Annotated in this window: 14 protein-coding genes; 9 read left to right on the top strand and 5 right to left on the bottom strand. The window is 61.1% G+C overall.

Annotated elements, in window-relative coordinates; genetic code table 11:
• Positions 1-715: 715 nt before the first annotated feature.
• Entirely contained in the window at positions 716-1726 is a 1011-nt protein-coding gene (locus E2F49_RS11625; protein ID WP_165971221.1) for a DUF4365 domain-containing protein, read from the bottom strand.
• Between the two features lie 183 nt (positions 1727-1909).
• On the opposite strand from E2F49_RS11625, the gene E2F49_RS11620 reads away from it, so the two are divergent.
• From E2F49_RS11620 to E2F49_RS11590, 7 genes are all read left to right on the top strand, one after another.
• A complete protein-coding gene (locus E2F49_RS11620; RefSeq protein ID WP_133394030.1) occupies positions 1910-2578 on the top strand; it encodes a DUF6988 family protein in 669 nt (222 codons plus the stop codon).
• A gap of 241 nt (positions 2579-2819) precedes the next feature.
• Positions 2820-5042, top strand: coding sequence for an AAA family ATPase (locus E2F49_RS11615; RefSeq protein WP_133394029.1), 2223 nt, complete (start codon positions 2820-2822; stop codon positions 5040-5042).
• On the top strand, positions 5035-5259 hold the full coding sequence (locus E2F49_RS11610) for a hypothetical protein (protein ID WP_133394028.1): 225 nt from the start codon (positions 5035-5037) through the stop codon (positions 5257-5259). Before E2F49_RS11615 ends, E2F49_RS11610 begins: the two co-directional genes overlap by 8 nt.
• Entirely contained in the window at positions 5256-5627 is a 372-nt protein-coding gene (locus E2F49_RS11605) for a hypothetical protein (RefSeq protein WP_133394027.1), read from the top strand. The genes E2F49_RS11610 and E2F49_RS11605 overlap by 4 nt, the downstream gene beginning before the upstream one ends.
• 323 nt (positions 5628-5950) lie before the next feature.
• Positions 5951-6301 carry a hypothetical protein gene (locus tag E2F49_RS16430; RefSeq protein WP_165971220.1) on the top strand — a complete coding sequence of 117 codons (351 nt, stop codon included), beginning with the start codon at positions 5951-5953 and terminating at the stop codon, positions 6299-6301.
• A gap of 69 nt (positions 6302-6370) precedes the next feature.
• Complete coding sequence (locus tag E2F49_RS11595) at positions 6371-9079, top strand: UvrD-helicase domain-containing protein (protein WP_133394025.1); 2709 nt, start codon at positions 6371-6373, stop codon at positions 9077-9079.
• Positions 9080-9101: 22 nt separating this feature from the next.
• The gene (locus E2F49_RS11590; RefSeq protein ID WP_133394024.1) at positions 9102-9521 is read left to right on the top strand and encodes an H-NS histone family protein; all 420 of its coding nucleotides are present in this window, start codon (positions 9102-9104) and stop codon (positions 9519-9521) included.
• Positions 9522-9798: 277 nt separating this feature from the next.
• On the opposite strand, the gene E2F49_RS11585 is transcribed toward E2F49_RS11590, so the two are convergent.
• Positions 9799-10944, bottom strand: coding sequence for a hypothetical protein (locus E2F49_RS11585; RefSeq protein ID WP_133394023.1), 1146 nt, complete (start codon positions 10942-10944; stop codon positions 9799-9801).
• A 332-nt stretch (positions 10945-11276) separates the two neighbouring features.
• On the opposite strand from E2F49_RS11585, the gene E2F49_RS16810 reads away from it, so the two are divergent.
• Both E2F49_RS16810 and E2F49_RS11575 read left to right on the top strand, forming a co-directional pair.
• Positions 11277-12101, top strand: coding sequence for an energy transducer TonB (locus E2F49_RS16810; protein ID WP_425481375.1), 825 nt, complete (start codon positions 11277-11279; stop codon positions 12099-12101).
• Between the two features lie 545 nt (positions 12102-12646).
• Positions 12647-13849 carry a hypothetical protein gene (locus tag E2F49_RS11575; RefSeq protein ID WP_133394022.1) on the top strand — a complete coding sequence of 401 codons (1203 nt, stop codon included), beginning with the start codon at positions 12647-12649 and terminating at the stop codon, positions 13847-13849.
• A 56-nt stretch (positions 13850-13905) separates the two neighbouring features.
• Here E2F49_RS11575 and E2F49_RS11570 read toward each other — a convergent pair whose 3' ends face one another.
• The 3 genes from E2F49_RS11570 to E2F49_RS11560 all read right to left on the bottom strand — a co-directional run bounded on the left by E2F49_RS11570 (position 13906) and on the right by E2F49_RS11560 (position 17147).
• Positions 13906-15405, bottom strand: a complete 1500-nt coding sequence (locus E2F49_RS11570) for a hypothetical protein (RefSeq protein WP_133394021.1) — start codon at positions 15403-15405, stop codon at positions 13906-13908.
• 217 nt (positions 15406-15622) lie between these two features.
• A complete protein-coding gene (locus E2F49_RS11565) occupies positions 15623-16501 on the bottom strand; it encodes a ubiquinol-cytochrome C chaperone family protein (RefSeq protein ID WP_133394020.1) in 879 nt (292 codons plus the stop codon).
• A gap of 25 nt (positions 16502-16526) precedes the next feature.
• On the bottom strand, positions 16527-17147 hold the full coding sequence (locus tag E2F49_RS11560; protein ID WP_133394019.1) for a helix-turn-helix domain-containing protein: 621 nt from the start codon (positions 17145-17147) through the stop codon (positions 16527-16529).
• Positions 17148-17169: the final 22 nt, after the last annotated feature.

Raw genomic sequence — 17169 nt, 5'->3', positions numbered from 1 at the left:
CCTGAGAAGCTCGGTGACTATTCGCTCCCAATTCCATGGAGAAGTCCTTTTCACGGTCCGATTGCGCTTGGCAGGAGAACTGCGCAAACCTGTAGCGTGCTGCAGCAGGGAGCTGCCTCCTAGGGGCGCGGTGATCTTCCCCTCAAGGTCCGCTTTCGGCCAAAAGCGGACATCGGCTGTAGCATGTAACGCTGATCGACGTCATGCGGAACTGCTGTCAGGTGGCTAAGACCTCAGGATCGACATCGTTTTGCCGTGCTTGATAACCCGAAACTTTCTCACAAACCACTCGGCGCGCTCGCATGATCGATCCTGGTAGACGATGTGCTGCGGGTGCATTCTGTGGATTGAGCAAGATCCCTTGATCGAACTGTTCACTCTGCGCTGGCCTGACAGTCTGTCGAGGTATGGTCAGACTCGCGAGAGGCCGGAACGGATGAGCCATTTCATCCAGAGATGATTTGAAGATCCGGGAAATCCCACACATGAACAGCGCCTTCTGAGACTAAAGCTTCGCATCGGCGTAGGAGCAGACCTAGTCACTGTCCACAGCGCCTCTTTCACTTCTCCTGCATGTTGTATTTTTGCGGTAAGCTCAGAGGCGGAGGGGGCCTAGTAAAGACGGTTTCAGGTGCGCCCTGACCCGCAAGAAGGGGAAAGCGCATGTTGCTTCGGTGACAGTTCTAGGTCTGTCTCGAACAGCCCCTTCCACTATTTACACGCTCGATCGGCGACGAGCTATCTCATAGATCGAATAAAGAGTCGATTCGTCACTTGACGGTTCTCCATTCGCGGTCGTAAAAATGTTTCGCTCTAGCACCACCCGAACGATTGCCTCGTGACGTTGGAAGAACGTGATTCTTGCCGTAACTCCCTCATAGAATCGTTCGCGGACCTGACCGTTAGGAAGTATCGATTTTTCAGATGAGGTCAGGCGCTTCTTGGCGATCCCGTGCTGAGGCTCAAGTAGCCTGCTTGCGCTCGGAAGTAACAGCAATGACTGGAGTATCCTTGACTTCGTTCGACCAGCTCTAGTCATATGCCGCCAACCGCGGTTAGTAATCCTGACATCACCAAATGACGCGGGACTAATGTTGGATTCGTTCATCCAGTCTTTGTAGAACTTCTTGCTACGTTCATGAATGCTTTCGTGTACAGCCACATTCTGATCTGGCAAGTTTTTCGACCACGCAAATCCCCGCGGTGCCTCTATGCGTGGCAACTTTCGAAACTCGGTCCAACGCCAGCAGAGATTGAACATAGCGGACTTCCCGACCAGGCCGGCCAGGGTGCGTTTTGGATCAAAAATAATATCTCCGGATCCGGCGTAGCTCAAAGGGTTCCTCAGGTCAGTCCAGAATGCAGTCGGGTTACTTCCTTGAGATTTAGGTGGGATAACGTTAATCATGATCACGGGTCCCGGAAACGATAGCCATCGGGGTCGATGGCTGGTGACGTAATCCTTTCCGAGCTGGATCTTGTATGGACCAGTCGGCACCGTTTTAACGTATCCAGTTTTCACTTGGGCAAATATTACATCTCCGGTAGCACCTCTATAGCCCTTCTTCCCATCGCGCCTCTTGAGAAGAATGAGGATGTCCAGACTGTTATCATTGTGTGCAGAAACGACTTCCACGCCGCAGGCCCATTGCCCTTCGATAATCCATTGAAGCCAGCTAATCCCAAGTTGACCGATGTGATTTGTATCTCTCAGCACCTTGCCCACGTCATTTCCTTGTCGACGAGATCTGTGAAGTATTCTATCGGCGCCGCGGCATGATTTCCTGACAGCTGCTTCCCGCTTAGATCCGGGCTTGGTTCGGTGTCGCACCCCATTATTGGAAATAAGGTCCTGACCGCATCGTCTTGCCAGTCCGCTTCTGGCCGGAAGCCGACATACCATTGTCGGATGGACGGACCCGAGCCTCAGTTGATCAATGCGCTGGAGCGGCTAACTGCCGAGCTTGAGCGTTCAGTGGCGCTAGAGACGCTTGTCTGCGCGGCGTGGGAAAGGGGCGAAGTCCGATCTGAGCCGTCAGCAATCGCGGCTGCTGGCCTGTGCTCGCTATCCCTGGAACACGGCCGTGCTGTTCGAATGCTCCTGGTGGAGGTCCCGCCCTCGGCCACGGCTCTCTTGCGATCCCAGTTCGAGGCTCTGGTGCGGGCCGTGTGGGCGCGGCACGCCGCGAAAGAGTCCGAGTTAGCTCGGCTACTAGCCCCGCTCACCCCGGAAAGCCAACAGGCAGCGAAGAAGCTCCCCGGGGTGCCCGATATGCTTGCAGCTCTCGAAACACTAGGGCCCCGAGGAGCTGCCGCCCTCCTCGGTCGAGCACGCGCACGACTGTGGGATGGGCTCAACTCCTACGTTCATGGCGGCATCCATCCGTTTCAGCGAGGTGAGTCGGGCTATCCCGCGCAGCTGCTCTCCGACCTGCTTAAGAACACCAATGCGATGACCATGCTGACGGTGATCATGCTTGCGGAAATAACCGGAGACGCCGAGTTTGTAGCGGTCATGAATGCACTTCATCACGAGTTCGCCGACGTACTACCCGAGCTCGAGCCGTTCCCAGCCTAGGCCGCGACCGCTTTCGGCTAGGAGCGGACATCCATGAGCCTTGTAGGAGCGGGGTTCTCAACTTGTGCAGAGGAGGGAGCAGCGCCCCGCGCCAGTTGGCCAGGGCATCCGTAAGCCACGAAGCCCATGTCAAGCAGAGCCGACTGTTCGCTATAGTCGTTTGACAAGTGCCAGCCGTTTTACGGGCGGTCAAGGAAGCGGCCTCACGGCCCGATCCACAATGATCCCGCAGGGAGCGGGCATGATCAGAACTATTTCAATTCATCATCACAAGAGCTTTCATCCCACCAACGCCCATTCAGTCGAGATCCCGAACAAGACCGCGACGTACGTCTACGGACTGAATGGAGCAGGGAAGTCTGCCATCGGTGAAGTCGTCGATGGCCTCGCGCGCAACGATGCTGCGTTCACCCACTGCCGGATTGAGACAACCGACAACGCGCGTTATCGGTACGTGGTCTACAACCACCACTATGTGGAGCGCCTGATTGGTCAGCCGATCCAAGGCATCTTCACCGTTGGCGAAGTCGATACCGTTCGCCAGCAACGCATCCAGGACATCGAGACCCGCAACGGCGAGCTGGATGGTCTGATCGCAGACGCCACCGCTAGCGTCAGCACGGCCGAGGGCAACATTGCCAAGGAGTTCGTGCGGGCCAAAGACGACATCTGGAAGGCCCACGAATGGGGCAAGAAGACAGCTCTGGCGTCTTTGCTTGAAGGCTACGGCCGGAACAAGGAAAAGTTCTTCACCGACCTGCGCACACATGTCCTGCCCGAGGACGGGCAGCTGGACTCAATCGAGCGACTGGAAAAGCGCTGGGCCGATGTCTCTGGCACCGAAAGCGAGCGTGCATCAGTGTCCTTGGATACCACTGCGCTGAGCCGGATCGAGAGCGATCCCATCTGGGGCGAGGTCGTGGAGGTGTCGACTACGAGTCGCCTGGCACCGCTTGTTGCCGACCTGGGCAACGCGGACTGGGTCGCCCGTGGTCAGGCGTACACGCACACAGACCAGTGCCCGTTCTGCCAGCAGGGGTTGCCTCACGATTTCCGCGAAGAGTTGGCGCGGCTCCTGGAAGGCGAGCGCAAGGCGAAGGTCGACAGGATCGCCCTACTAGTTCAGAACTACGCCGCCCAGCTCGACGCGCTGGAACAGCGTGCCCAGACGATTCTGGCCGACCCCGACGCAAAAGAAGCAGGGGTGGAGCTTGCCTGGTCCCAGGCTCGTGGGGCGTTCCATGACACCTTGACGGCGTTGCGTCGGAAGGAAGCGCAGCCGGGGGAGGCGGTCTCCATTGTCCCCGTCAATGTGGACGCACTGGTCGAGGCACTGGCCAAGCTCAACGCCCTGATCGCTGACTTCAACACACGTATCCGGGATCGCAGGGGCGAGCGAGATCGGATCAAGGCCATGCTCTTCCAGGTCATGCATGCCGAGCGTATGGAGGCCTACGCGCACCATGACGCGTTGCTCGGACCGCTCCTGGAGGCCGAGACGCAGGCAAAGGCAGACCTGCAAGCGAAGCGGCAGGAGCGAGACGGACTCAACACCGAGTTGCGTGATCTGCGCCGGCTTCAAAAGGGCGTCGATGCCTCAATCGATGCGATCAACGATCGACTTCGCAGCCTGGGCATCACGGCATTTAGCATCGATCGAAAAGCGGGCGAGGATCGCGTGTACTGCCTGGCGCGCCCAGGAGTAGCTAGCAGCGAGACGAAGTCATTGAGCGAAGGTGAGAAGACGCTGATCGCGTTTCTCTACTTCATGGAGTCGCTCAAGGGGTCGCACGACGAACACGAGACCGTGGACGCACGGCGCACGATTGCCGTCATCGACGATCCGATCTCCAGCCTGTCCCAGAACTACGTGTATGACATCGCCACGATGATCCACCGCGAGCTGGCTAAGCCCCAGAACCGGCCCCAGCTCGTCAAACAGGTAATCGTCCTGACCCACAATCTGTTCTTCTTCCACGAGCTTATCCGCCAGCACACGATGAACCTGGATAAGGCGCACAACCATTGCGGGCTACTACGCGTGGTCAAGATCGCGCATTCGGAAGTCGAGACGCTGGATCCCACCAAGCTATTGAACGATTACGACGTGTGGTGGCAGATCCTCCGGGATGCCAAGGACGGGAAGATCCCCACCCAGATCGTGCCCAACGCCATGCGCAACATCCTGGAACAGTTCTTCACCTTCACCACCGGGTCTTCTGACTTCCCCGTGGCAGTCCAGCAATTGGCTGACGCAGATACCTCCAGCAGGTACGCGGCATTGGATCGTTTCGTCGATCGAGGCTCCCACCGAGACGCGATCAATGGCCCACCCATTGACTGGACCGAGTACGACGTGCCTTACCTGTTGGGCAAATTCCGCGCGATGTTCGAAGCCATTGGTCAGGAACCGCACTACATCATGAAGATGGGCGAGGACGCCCCGGAGCCCGCACATGACTGATCCACGACTCGCCCAACTGTCCGAGTACCTGAGGACCACTGATCACAGCATCACCCACACCGAATTCTGGGCAGGGTGGGATCGCATTGCTGGCGATCTGGTCGACCAGGTGTGGTCAGACGATGCGGACCTTGAGCTGCGAGAGCACTTCACTGATCTGCTTGCGTCGCCTGATGACGCGGGATGGGCCGTGCCTGACAAGCAGATGCAGCAGTGAGGGACCACAACCTCACACCACCCAAAAAGAAGCTCACACCCCTCGTCAAGGTGAAGCTGGCCGCGTTCGCATTGGCTGCGGTGCTGGCCGATCGTATGTCCGAGAAAGATGCGGGGCGCTTACTGCGCGAGGCCACAGGCACTCAGTGGTCGCTTCTGACCTGCATGCAATATCTCTCTGGCAAGGAAGCGCTGGGGGCGATTGCGGCGTTGCCTGATGACTGGGCCGAGGACGGGATGACCAAGCAGGTGCTGGAACATTCAACGAAGGTGGCCGCTTTCACGGTGGCCAATGCGCACCCCAAGGGCGCGCCGCTGTGTGCCAGCGAACTGGCCAAGCAGTTCCGCGGGCAAGAGTCGCTTCCGTGATCACACTCACGGATGACGAGAAGCCCAAGTTCGAGCGCATGGTGGAAGACGCCATGCGTGCGTTCGGCTACTCCCGAGCGAAAGCTGAGACCATGGCTGGGAAGATGGTCGAGCGGTTCCGGAAGCTCGGATACTTTCCAGGGGATAAGAAGGCTGGGCCATTGGAGCCTCAGAAGCGCGTGGCCGTGGCGCGTCCCCTGCGGGCCAAGAGAGCGGAGACCGAGCGCCAGAAGAGCAGGGGTCTTGCCCCCGCTGCAGTACCGAAGCGAGCAGCCACGAAGGCAACGCCGCAACCTGCCCAGGCCCAGCCCGCCCACAGTCCGATGAGCGCCACCGAGAAGGCGTATTACGACCGCCTGGTGATCGACGGCATGAAGCGTCGCTACTGCCGGTCGAAAGCAGAGAAGCTGGCGCGGGCGGCCGTGAGGCGCTACCGCAAGACTGGGGTGATGGCGGGACCGAAGGCCATCATCCCCAAGAAGCCCCGCACCCCGGTCAAGCTGACCCGTGCGGAGATCGCCAAGCTACCGCCAGCCGTCCCGCCCAGGCCACCCCCGCGCAACGCCAAGGAGCGCATGGAGCGTGCCTTGGGCCCGGATGAGGGCGAGCGCAGGCGCCGGGGCGGCAGTCCCGTCCTCCAGGGTGGCAGCCCCGGGCTGGGGAAGCGCCGTTAGGCCCAGTCTGCCGCCTGCGTGGCAATATGACCCCAAGGAGCCGGGGGCCACGGGACTGGGTTTGGGGATATGGAGTTTCTGATCGTCATTGGGCTGCTCTGGCTCATTGGGACCATTTTTGGCAACAAAACCCCGAAAGCACCGCCCACGCCGCCGGTCGATCCGAAGGTGGCCGAAGAGGCTCGAGCGAATGCGGCCCGCTGGCAGGCAGCGTTCGACGCGGCGTACCGCGAGTGGATCGACGCCGCCACGCGATACGCCGGCACAGGTTCTGTGCGATGGATCCCTAAGGGCACAGCCAGCCGCTTCCTGGCGTCCAACCCCGCGCCCAAGCACCAAACGAAAAGCTGGAAGCAGGCGGTAGGCGATGACTCGCCTCTGACGACACTGCGCAACCAGTTCGACAAGGCGAATACGCAGCACACCATTCTGGTGAGGCTCAAGCGCGGCGACTTCTTCGCGAAGGTCGAGAAGAACCCACTGACCGACGAACAGATCCATGCGTGTATCTGCATGGATGACGCGGTGATGGTGGTGGCCGCGGCTGGCTCCGGCAAAACGTCGACGATGGTGGCCAAGACGGGCTACGCCCTCCACCAAGGTCTGGCCACGCCCGATCAAATTCTGCTGCTGGCATTCAACAAGGCCACGGCAGAAGAAGTCGGCCAGCGGATCGCGCAGCAGTTGAAGGGCGTGCCTCAGGTCGAGAAGGTGCGCTCGAACACCTTCCATGCGTTCGGCATCGATGTCATCGCCAAGGCCACCGGTAAGAAGCCGGCGCTTGCGCCCTGGGTAGATCCCAGTAATCCAGGTGGGGATGTCCGCGAGGTTGGCGACATCATTCGGACGCTGTCCGAGCAGGACAAGACTTTCAAGCGAGACTGGGATCTGTTCCGCGTGGTCTACGCGCGCGATGTCGGAAAGTGGAACGAGCCGGACGTGCCCGATGCCTACGGCAACGGCGTTCGAGGTTTTCGGACAGCACGCGGCGAAGTGGTCAAGAGCAAGGAAGAGCGCACGATCGCCGACTGGCTGTTCTACAACGGTGTGAACTATGTGTACGAGCAACCCTACGAACACGACACCGCAACCACCCACCATCGGCAGTACTTTCCCGACTTCTACTACCCCGAAGGCAAGCTCTACCACGAGCATTTCGCACTGAACGAAAAAGGGCAGGCCCCTAAGCATTTCGGGGACTACCTGGAGGGTGTGAGGTGGAAGCGGAAAATCCACAAAGAGAAGGGGACGGCGCTTTTCGAGACCACCTCGCATGGGCTGAAGACCGGCGAGGCGATCCCGGCGCTAGAGCAAGCGCTGATCAAGGCGGGCATCCAGCCGGTCTTCGATCCGAACAAGGAGGCCACGGGTCTTGCGCCGGTCCACGAGCAGGATCTGGCCCGATCGTTCCGTGTGTTCCAGCAGCACGTGAAGAACAACGGGCTGACCCACCGGAACCTGGTCGACGCGCTTGCCGAACAATCAGAAGATGGGTTCGGCGCACGCCTGCGGATGTACCTGGCCATCTACGAGCGCATAGCCGCGGAGTGGGAAAGGCGCCTCAAGAGCGGCGGCTTCATCGACTTCGAGGACATGTTGATCCTCGCGGCCGGCCACGTGGAGTCCGGGGCCTACAAGAGCCCCTACACCTTGATCCTGGCCGACGAGTTCCAAGACAGCTCGCGCGCCCGCATCCGACTGTTGAAAGCGCTGTCGGGCCAGGCCAGTCCCCCCGCGCATTTGTGTGTGGTGGGCGACGACTGGCAGGGCATCAATCGTTTCGCTGGGTCAGATATCACGGTGATGACCGAGTTCGAGAAGACGTTCGAGCACGCCACACGCTTGTCGCTCACCACAACTTTCCGGTGTCCGCAAAGCCTGTGCGACGTGTCCAGTCAGTTCGTTCAAGCCAACCCGGCCCAGATCAAAAAGAAGGTCAAGACGACCAATCCGCTGACTAAGACGCCCATGCTGGCCTATGGGTTCGCGGATCAAGCGAACATCGCGCCGTACGTTGAAAAGCAGCTGGCTCACATGCATGAGCTGCTAGTGGATGGAAAGCTTACGCCCGCCAAGGGCACGCGCATGACCGTGATGCTGTTGGGGCGATATCGCAACGACGAGCCTGCCGGCCTGAAGGCGTGGCAGCGCCAGTTCGCTGAGCGCCTGTCGATCGAATATCGGACCGCGCACGGATCCAAGGGCCTTGAAGCCGAGTACGTGTTCGTTCTCAACGTCGTACAAGGCACGATGGGCTTTCCCAGTCAGATCCAGGACGACCCGGCGCTGCAGCTGGCCATGCCCGTGCCCGATCCGTATCCCTTCGCCGAAGAACGCCGGCTGTTCTACGTGGCCATGACGCGCGCGCGCAAGCAGGTGCGCTTCTACACGGTGCTATGCCAGCCCTCGCAATTCCTGGTGGAGCTAGGCAAGAAGAATGGGCTGGAGATTCAGCCCATCGACGGAGAGGCATTGGAGGCCTGCCCGAAATGTAGCGCTGGCGTCCTGACGCAGCGGGATGGGCGATACGGCCCCTTTCTGTCCTGCAGTCGCTTCCCGGCCTGCGACTACAAACGCAACATTGAGGATGGGGCTACACGGCGAACCCAGCCCGCCACATCCCAACGCATCACCACGCCAGTGTCGGCAGGTGATCGGTGCCCCATCTGCAAGAAGGGCAACCTCCAGCAGCGGAATGGATCGAACGGTCCGTTTCTCGGCTGTTCGCGCTACCGTGATGGATGCCGCGCCACCGCGAACCTGACGGTTCGTCATTGAAGATCAGCCTGAGGTTATGACCATGAAGTTCGCACTTGATCACTTTTCCCTGGCTGAGCTGACGCAGCTGATCAAAATCGCCGAACAACGATTGAAGGTGGTCAGCAAACGCCGCCCCATCGCAGATGTTCGGCGCGACCTCACACGTTTCGCAGCGTCGCAGGGCTACGCGATCGGAGATCTGCTGGGCACCGCACCTGAGCCGGCCAGGCCGAAGAGGCGCGCCGCGCGAAAGCTGCCGAAAGTGGCTGCGAAGTACCGCGACCCCGAGAACCGCCGCAATACCTGGTCGGGTCGAGGGAGCCAACCCCGATGGCTGGCCGCGAAGGTGAAACGCGGCCACCAGGCGGCCGACTTCCTCATCCCAGGTCTGGCCAAGCCCACGGCCAAGAAGCAGGCCGCCGTGGGGAAGCGGACCGTCTACAAAGCGGGCGCTGCCTAAGTCCTTTCCCAGCACCAGCGCTATGCCCCACCTGTGAATTTTTGGGGCTTATGCGGCGCGCGCCAACGTTCAAGCTTTCCGTGCCCCATGTGGGGCTTACGAGGACACGAACATGGCAAAGGGTAATAGCGGCTCGGCTGGCAAGGCCGGTGGTGGCTCGAAGGGTGGCTCGACTGCCGGTGGTGCTCGGGGGCAGGGGAATGCGGGGGGCTGGCCGTCGACCAAGACCGGCGTGCCATCGGGCGGCAACCGCAGCAACGCTCCTGCGAAGCGCTAACTAAGGGTCGATCAGCCAAGCTGGGGGCAGGGACCCTGTCGACGGGGCCGGGGGTGGGTAGCGGTGTTGATGCCGCGCCCACCATCCCAGGTAGGCCTCCCGCCAGCCCATGCGGTCCAGGTGGCCCACGGCGGTTGGGTGATCTGGCAGGAGCAGGTTCAACAGGAGAGTGGCCACCAAGTAGGTTTCAAGCAGGTCTGCTTGATCGTCGAGGTCGGATGCCTTGGCTTCTGGTGTCCAAAGTTGGGTGTGGACCAGGGTCCTGAACGACTTTCGAGTCAGTGGGTCCTTGCCACTTCTGAGGGCTCGAATGAACCGGTCGCTCTCACCACCCCGTATCCCTGAGCGATCTGCCTGGGCACCCATGTCCGCGATCGAGATCGGGCGCTCAGGCCAGCGACCTTCGCGCGCGAAGTGGCCCACCGCGCCGATGAAATCGACGAGACGCGCGGCCGGATCGGCCGGCGTATGGCGACGCCGATCGGGCGGGCCGGGTGGTACCAACAGCACCGCAAATCTGGGGAGGCCCCCCATGGCATCGGCAAGCTTCGTGCGGCTAATCCAATGCCCGATTTCATGGTCCACAGCCGCCAAGAACGACAGCGCCATGTGGGCGCGACGGTTCAAAGCGAGATCGAAGGCGGCCCGCTCAGGCGCGGACAGCTCCAACGTAGGGCCTCGGATGCCACCCACCGCCAACGGGGCGCAGTAGGCAGGCCCCAGCTCGGACTCTGGCCCGATTTCGTCGAGGAAGCCAGGCACGTCCGTGTTATCCAGCTGGCAGAGCCGCTCGTCTGACGCATCGAACATGGCGACCAGCTCGCGGGTGGCGGACGTGCTGTGCGCGTCGAGCAATCCCATCCCGTAGACCATGAGTGCCGAATGCCCCTGGGGGATGTTTTCCTTGAACCCGCGGAACTCGGCATCGGGCACGCCGCGCTTCTGGAGCATGCGCAGCAGTAAGGAGTCGGAATGCGCTTCGACTTGCTCACGATTGGCCATGAGGGCTGCGTAGCCGCGGCCCCGGCGATAGAGCATGTGGTTCAGCCCGGTCGCGTACTCGAAGAACGCCGCGGGGGCCATGCCCACCAGCTTGTGGGCCACTTCAATGTGGAGTGCGAAAAGCATGGCGATGAGCAGCGGCAAGCGAGTATGTGTGTTGCGCCCATTCTTGCGCATTTATGGAAGTGCAACGCACGTGCCGTAATGTCGTGAAGAATATTACAAGGCCGCCAACTTCATAGGGATGCTCGTGCTTCGAGAGCTGCTATACCATCACGCTGTCAAGGCGTGGGAAGCCTTGGCATGCTTTTTCTAGAATGATCATTATGAGATTGGGGACTCGACGAATGAAGGTGGTTGGATGCTGGTTGCCTGTTGTTATGATGTTCTGTACTGCGTTGCTTCTATCGTCTTGCGGCCAAGGAGGCAGCTCGCCAGGTGCGAGCCAGCCCATCGACTGCGTCGGGGTTAAGGGGATGGCGTGGGACGTTGCGATGGCACGTATGGAAGGCGTCCAAAGAATCGAACTGTTGGCACAAGTCCAGTCTGCAACCAGTTCTGGACCCATTCCAGCCGAGTACGGGCGGCGCATTGTTGAGGCTGCCTTTGCAGATCCCGGTCTCGTCAGGAAGGCTCGCGTTGATTTTCCAGAAATGAACAATGCCAAGCTTTTCTCAGAAAGCGTGTATGCGGCTTGTCGCAATCAGCAAGCCGTAACGACCGACGGTTCCGGATCGTCTGCATCCACGTATCCCGCAACAGCTACGGACGAATCTGATGATCGGACGGGAGACGACACAACTGCCGCTCGATCACCCGTCACTGGAAGTCAAGTACCTGGTCAGAACTCCGCTAACCAAATCGCTTCGTCGAACCATGAAGCTCAACGAGAACACCGAGCGCGTATCGAGTCGATCAATGCCGCTGCGGAAGATGCTGCACGCGCTGAACTCTTAGCTGAAGAAGAGGCAGAAGCTGCGTCTCGCTGCACAGCCACGCTCGGGCAGCCTGACCGCGAGCCCCAAATTGTAGAAGTGGTGTCGCCGCGCTATCCACCAGCAGCGGCTAGAGCCGGCGTTTCGGGTAAGGTCGAGGTGGAACTCGAGTACGACGGCGACGGTCAAGTGAGTGGTGTGGCTGTCGTAGGTTCTAGTCGGAACCGAGATCTCGATCGTGCGGCTGCTGAAGCAGCGAGGAAATGGAAGGTTGATCCCGGCCTGGTTGGAGGTTGTCCCAGGAAATCCGGAACGATGCGCACAACGCTTACCTTTGACCTTCCTGAATCTACCGACGCGGGATAACTGCGCCCAGAACACGCAATCGGCCGCGTTGTAGCGTGCTCGCACGAACTCCGCGGTGGACGCTAACGCCCCGGCCAGGCCCAAGGATCCAACAATAATCAGAATCCAATGCCCTCAGTCCGGCTGGGCAGCGTGGGTGAAGGTGGGGATGGCGTTACTCTGCGGCTTCGACGCACCGGCTCTCAGGCAAATGAACCTCCCGCCTAGCGAAGTCCAACGCACCGTAAAGCGCCATTAGGCAATCAAGCTCCGGATGTCTCTGAGATCTTCTGCTGTGAGCGCAGGAGCGGCGATGACAGCCGCCTCGTCGGGAGGCGACACGAGCCGTTCGACACGTGGCTAGCGAGGTCGATTCGCTCGTGATGCCGGAAGGTCGGGCGAGAACCTGTCGAATCGAGTGGGCCATTCGGGCGAATGGTGCACTGTGCGTCAGCCTGACTTGTTTAACCACGCCTTGAGCGCAATGGCGTGGATGCGTCGTCCTTCCGTGATCGACAGCGGCGCATTACGCTTCGGCTAGAAGTAAGACGGATAGGGGGCCCTTAATGCACTACAACCCGCATCGGGTGAAGCTCGATAAATTGATCGTGGAACTGGGGGAAGCGCGGGCGGAAGCCGATGCGCTTCTGCAGCAGTGCCAGCGCTACAAGCGGTTCGACGTCGCACATGTGCGCAAGCAAGCCGAGGCGGCGGCTACCGTGCTGCCAGGACGGACGAAGCGACTCAAGGATCTTCAAACGCGCTTGACGGAAGCGGACAGGATCGTCGCCAATCTCGTACAGCAGGCCTCGTTCGGTTTTAACCCATTGCATTGGTTCTCTGCCGAGCGCAAGCTCATTCTCCAGCGGCGTGACGCGGCGATCAGGTCGCATGACGAGTTGACCGAAGCAATCAAGATCGCACAGGCCTCACTCGAAAAGGCAAAGGCGTTCTCGGAGCAGGTCAACAGCGCACTTGTATGGCGCGCGGATTTCGATCCGGTGTCGGCGGAGGCGCGCTTGCAGGCCGTGACGGATCGCATCCACGCCCTTGAGGCCGAGTGCACTGCACTAGAAGCCCAGTGCCGCTGCCTCGATGAGGAACTAAGGCCGTATCTGAAGGACCTTGAGGCAGCGGAGCGCCGTCATGCTGCTGCGTACGCCAAGTCCAGGCAGGCGGTGAAGCTCGAGAATGAACTGGAACTGGCGGGCTCCGGCCGCGAACGTCGCCTTCTCCACGACCGCGCCCGCCTCGAGTTGGGCTACAGCCGTCCCGCCGAAGCGATCAAGGTATTCCAACGGGATATCGAAGCTTCAGTTCGCGACATCCAGAAGCTGAAAAACCGGTTGAAACAAATCTCAACGCGGCATTCCCGCCGGATCGAAAAGCTTGTGTTCGACGGAATGAACCTGTGCTTCAGTCGCGGGGCTTTCATTGGCGTCGCGCCACTTCAGGCTGTGGTCCGCTCCCTCGATCGTCAGGCCAAGACAATCTTCGTTTTCGATGGATCGATCCGAAAGCGCGGGTTCAACGAAGCCAAGTTGCGTGAGTCGATCGGCAGTGATGCCATCGTTCACATCGTCAACGGTGCGGCCGATGAGGTCGTGCTCGACCTTGCCTCCAACGAGCACGATTACGTGGTCAGCAACGACAACTTCATCGACTATCGAACCAAGCGCGCCGTCAGCGAGCGCCGTATCTTCAAGCACGAGCGCATCGATAATCGGATCATGATCCCTGAGCTGGGGGTCTCTGCCGTATACGCATGACCGACGCTGGCCTCCGCCCGCGTCGGTCCGCTTTTGGAGTGCGGGCCGGCCGCGCGTCACACTGCACGAAGCGTGACGGTGCCGCGCTTTCTTACGATGGCAAAGCAGGCGGGTTCGAACTCCTCGTAGACCAGTCGCGCCGCGTCGGCGCGGCCGCCAAAGAGCCTGCGCAGGAACTCGGGCGTGCAATGCTGGCGCACGGTCTTCAACAGCTCATCCAGTTCGGGCGAGGTCAGCAGGTAGTCGTGGACTAGGGGCGTGAGCCATTCCGGCATACGCTCTAGCACCTCGGCCGCATCGTCCTCGACGACGCCATCCATCGCTTTTGATGCCAGCCATGAGGAGCCGCTGCCCACGCCAAATGCGCCCATAAGGCCCCCTGTGACGAATCCCACGGCCGTTCCGACCGGTCCCAGCGAAGTACCGACGAGCGAGCCCACGGTCGCGCCGCCCCACCATCCTAGAGAACCTCCGGCGACGCCGGCCCCGTTGATGACAGCGTTCTTCCCCACCTGTGCCCACGACATGTTCTTCTTGATCGTCGCTCGGTAGAGATCGGGCACCGACATTGCGACCGTCGTGACACCGTTGGCGATGGTGTTCGAGCGCGCGAGCTTGGCCACATGGGAGATCGCAGCACCGCCGTAGACCGCCTTCCTCAAGCTCGCCTTCGCTACGGCATGGACCACCTTTCGTCCGACCTCGGTGCGGCATGCAACCTTGACGCCATCGTGCATGCCGACGCGCAGTACGCGCGCCCCCTGGGTCCGCATCAACTGCGCGGACCCCACGACCGTTCCCATACAAAGCAGACCGGAGGCCAAAGCATCACGCACCGCGCCTTCAAAAGACTCCCGTGCAGAGGCGCCACCCCATTTGCGCTGCGCGAGGCTGACCAGAAACGTAAGAGTGCACGTGAAACTTGCATTGAGCACGTTGAGCTTGGCGTCATAGGTCAGGCCTTCGATGGTGCCTGCGCGAGCGATCTTGACAGCCTGCGCCCGGGTGATTGAACCCGCTTTGATCAGGTTCGCCGCGTCCTTTGGATCGGTCACTCCTGGCACTTGGCCACGCGCGATGCGGCGTTCCATGAGACGAACCGCGAGTTCATACTGTTCCGGTGGGACTTCGGCCTTCATGTCCCCGTACCGGTAGAGCGCCGTCTTCGGATCGAACAGTGAGCGCACCGTGGCACGTGCATTCCGGCAGTACTTGGTCTGGTACGCGATACCGTCGACGATCCGATCGGCGCCATTGCGCACCCCATTCTGCCCCGCTGCTATGACTGTCCTCCCAGCCAGACGGTCATTAAGATTAAGCGCATCCTCGGCAGCAAATCCAAAGCCGTTCGCCGTGTGGTAGCGGCTGATCTGTGTGCGTTCGATCGTCTGGGCGAACGTCGAAGCCGAGATGCCAGCGACGCTCTGGAGGGTCGCCCGCGCGTCGTCCGCCGGCTCGATGATCGCGTCGTGGATCCGGGATGTGACAGGCGGGGCCTGCATGATCTTGGCATCTCGGCCGGCGTCGTTGCGGGCGTCTTTGAATTCGTTGGACATGAGCTCTCCTTTCACCGGTCGGGAAGTCGACCGGCGTTGCGGGTAGTGGGTGTGGGAAGGCGACCTACGCCGCCGATGGGCTATCGGGCCGGGGATCCGGCGTTTCGCCCGAGGGTGTACATGAGCCGACCGAAGGCCGCGCTCGCGACGGTTGCAGCGGCGCCGGCGGCGAACGCGATGACAAAAGTCTTGAGGTAGTCAGACGGCAACGGGAACATCAGGCGTTCCCCCCTTGGGCGGCACCGCAGCTGGAGCAGAAGCGCGCCGTGCGTTCGATCATGTCGTGGCAGGCCGGACACTCGATGTACTTCGCCTCCGCCAGCATCCGGGTTCGCAGGTAGGCGATGTGGACCACGCAGGGCACAGTCACGCGATAGGCCGGGCTGGACAAGTCGGCCAACGTCCAGGCCGCCATGAGGGCCCAGCCGATCGGTCCCAGCGCGACGCCGACCGTGCGACTGAGCGCGGAGTTCACGGCGAGCGGCAGACCCCGTCCGAGCAGGGCCCGTGCCGAGGCGTTGGCCACCATCGCCGCCATCTTGTAAGTGGCGAACCCGCCCATGCGCCCGGTCTGCAGCAGCACGATCAATGCCGCTTGGGATACCGCAGAGGTACCCAAGCCTAGGGCGACCTCCACCTCGTGGCGCTGCGCATCGGTCATCTTCTGCACCGCATCGCCCATCATCTTGCGCAGGATCCCTTCCTCGACAATGGCGATCGGCGAGCCCTTCGAGACCTTGACGCCGAGGTGGCTCGCGACGTCTCCGACGATCTCGTCGTAGGGCACCGTGCCGGAGGCAGCAGCGCCCCCGCTGTCGGAGATGAAGGGCAGGCTGGAGCGCACGCGGCGGAATGCATTGCCGAGCGTGTTGCCGCCGAACTCAAGGATTTCGTTCGCCAGAGCCGCGCGTTCGTTCGGCCCGTAACTCTGGGTCTGCTTCGCCCGGACGAGGACCTTGCAGATGGTTCCATCCAAGGCGAGGCGGCCTTTCCCGCGGTCGGTCACGTAGTCCACCAGGATGTCGAGGTCATCCGGGAGTGCCTCGTGCAGCAGTAGATTGAGATCGGTGGTGTGCTGAATCAGATGGGCATCCATGGTCGGGTCACTCGTGTTGATGTGATCAGGGAGAAGTGGTTCGGAAGGCACTGCCCATGCGTGCACAGATGGTGAGAAGCAGGGCCACGAGGCCGGGGCGATTGAGGTGAATCCGGTGTAGGGGCGGCGCCGCGCAAGCGGCGCCGATGTGATCCATGCGCTCGTCGTAGGGCTCGCGAATGAGCGGATCGCCGCTCGCGGGCTCTGAGATCTCGAGCACCGTCTCGGCAACCTGACGGCCGTGCACAACACTGTTGAACGCGCTGTGGTCCGGGTCCTGTGCGATACGCGCCGCGAGCTGCATCACCGTCGGCTTTTTCGCGTGGGCCTCGTAGTCATCGATCGCTTGGGCGAGCAATTCCCAGTCGACATCTCGCATGAGCAGATAGGCCGGTGGGACGCCGAGCACCTCGGCGATCTGGCAGATCGTGTTCAAGGTTGGGTTCGCTTCGGCTTCGTCGGTCATCAGCTTTGCGATGCCGGACCGGGAGAGCTTGCCCGGCCCCAGAGCCCGCGCCATGTCACGTTGGCTGACCCGGCGTCGCCCCTCACCCCGAACGATGGGGCGGGCATTACTGATCCGCAGGACCGTCCGGACGAAGGAGGCTGCGACTTCGGTCTGTAGGGGGGAGCGGGCTTTGGTCATCGCGGTCGCGCTTGGCTTGGGT

It is taken from the genome of Luteimonas terrae (assembly GCF_004358165.1).
Taxonomy (GTDB): domain Bacteria; phylum Pseudomonadota; class Gammaproteobacteria; order Xanthomonadales; family Xanthomonadaceae; genus Luteimonas; species Luteimonas terrae.
This window is presented reverse-complemented; position numbering and strand designations above follow the sequence as displayed.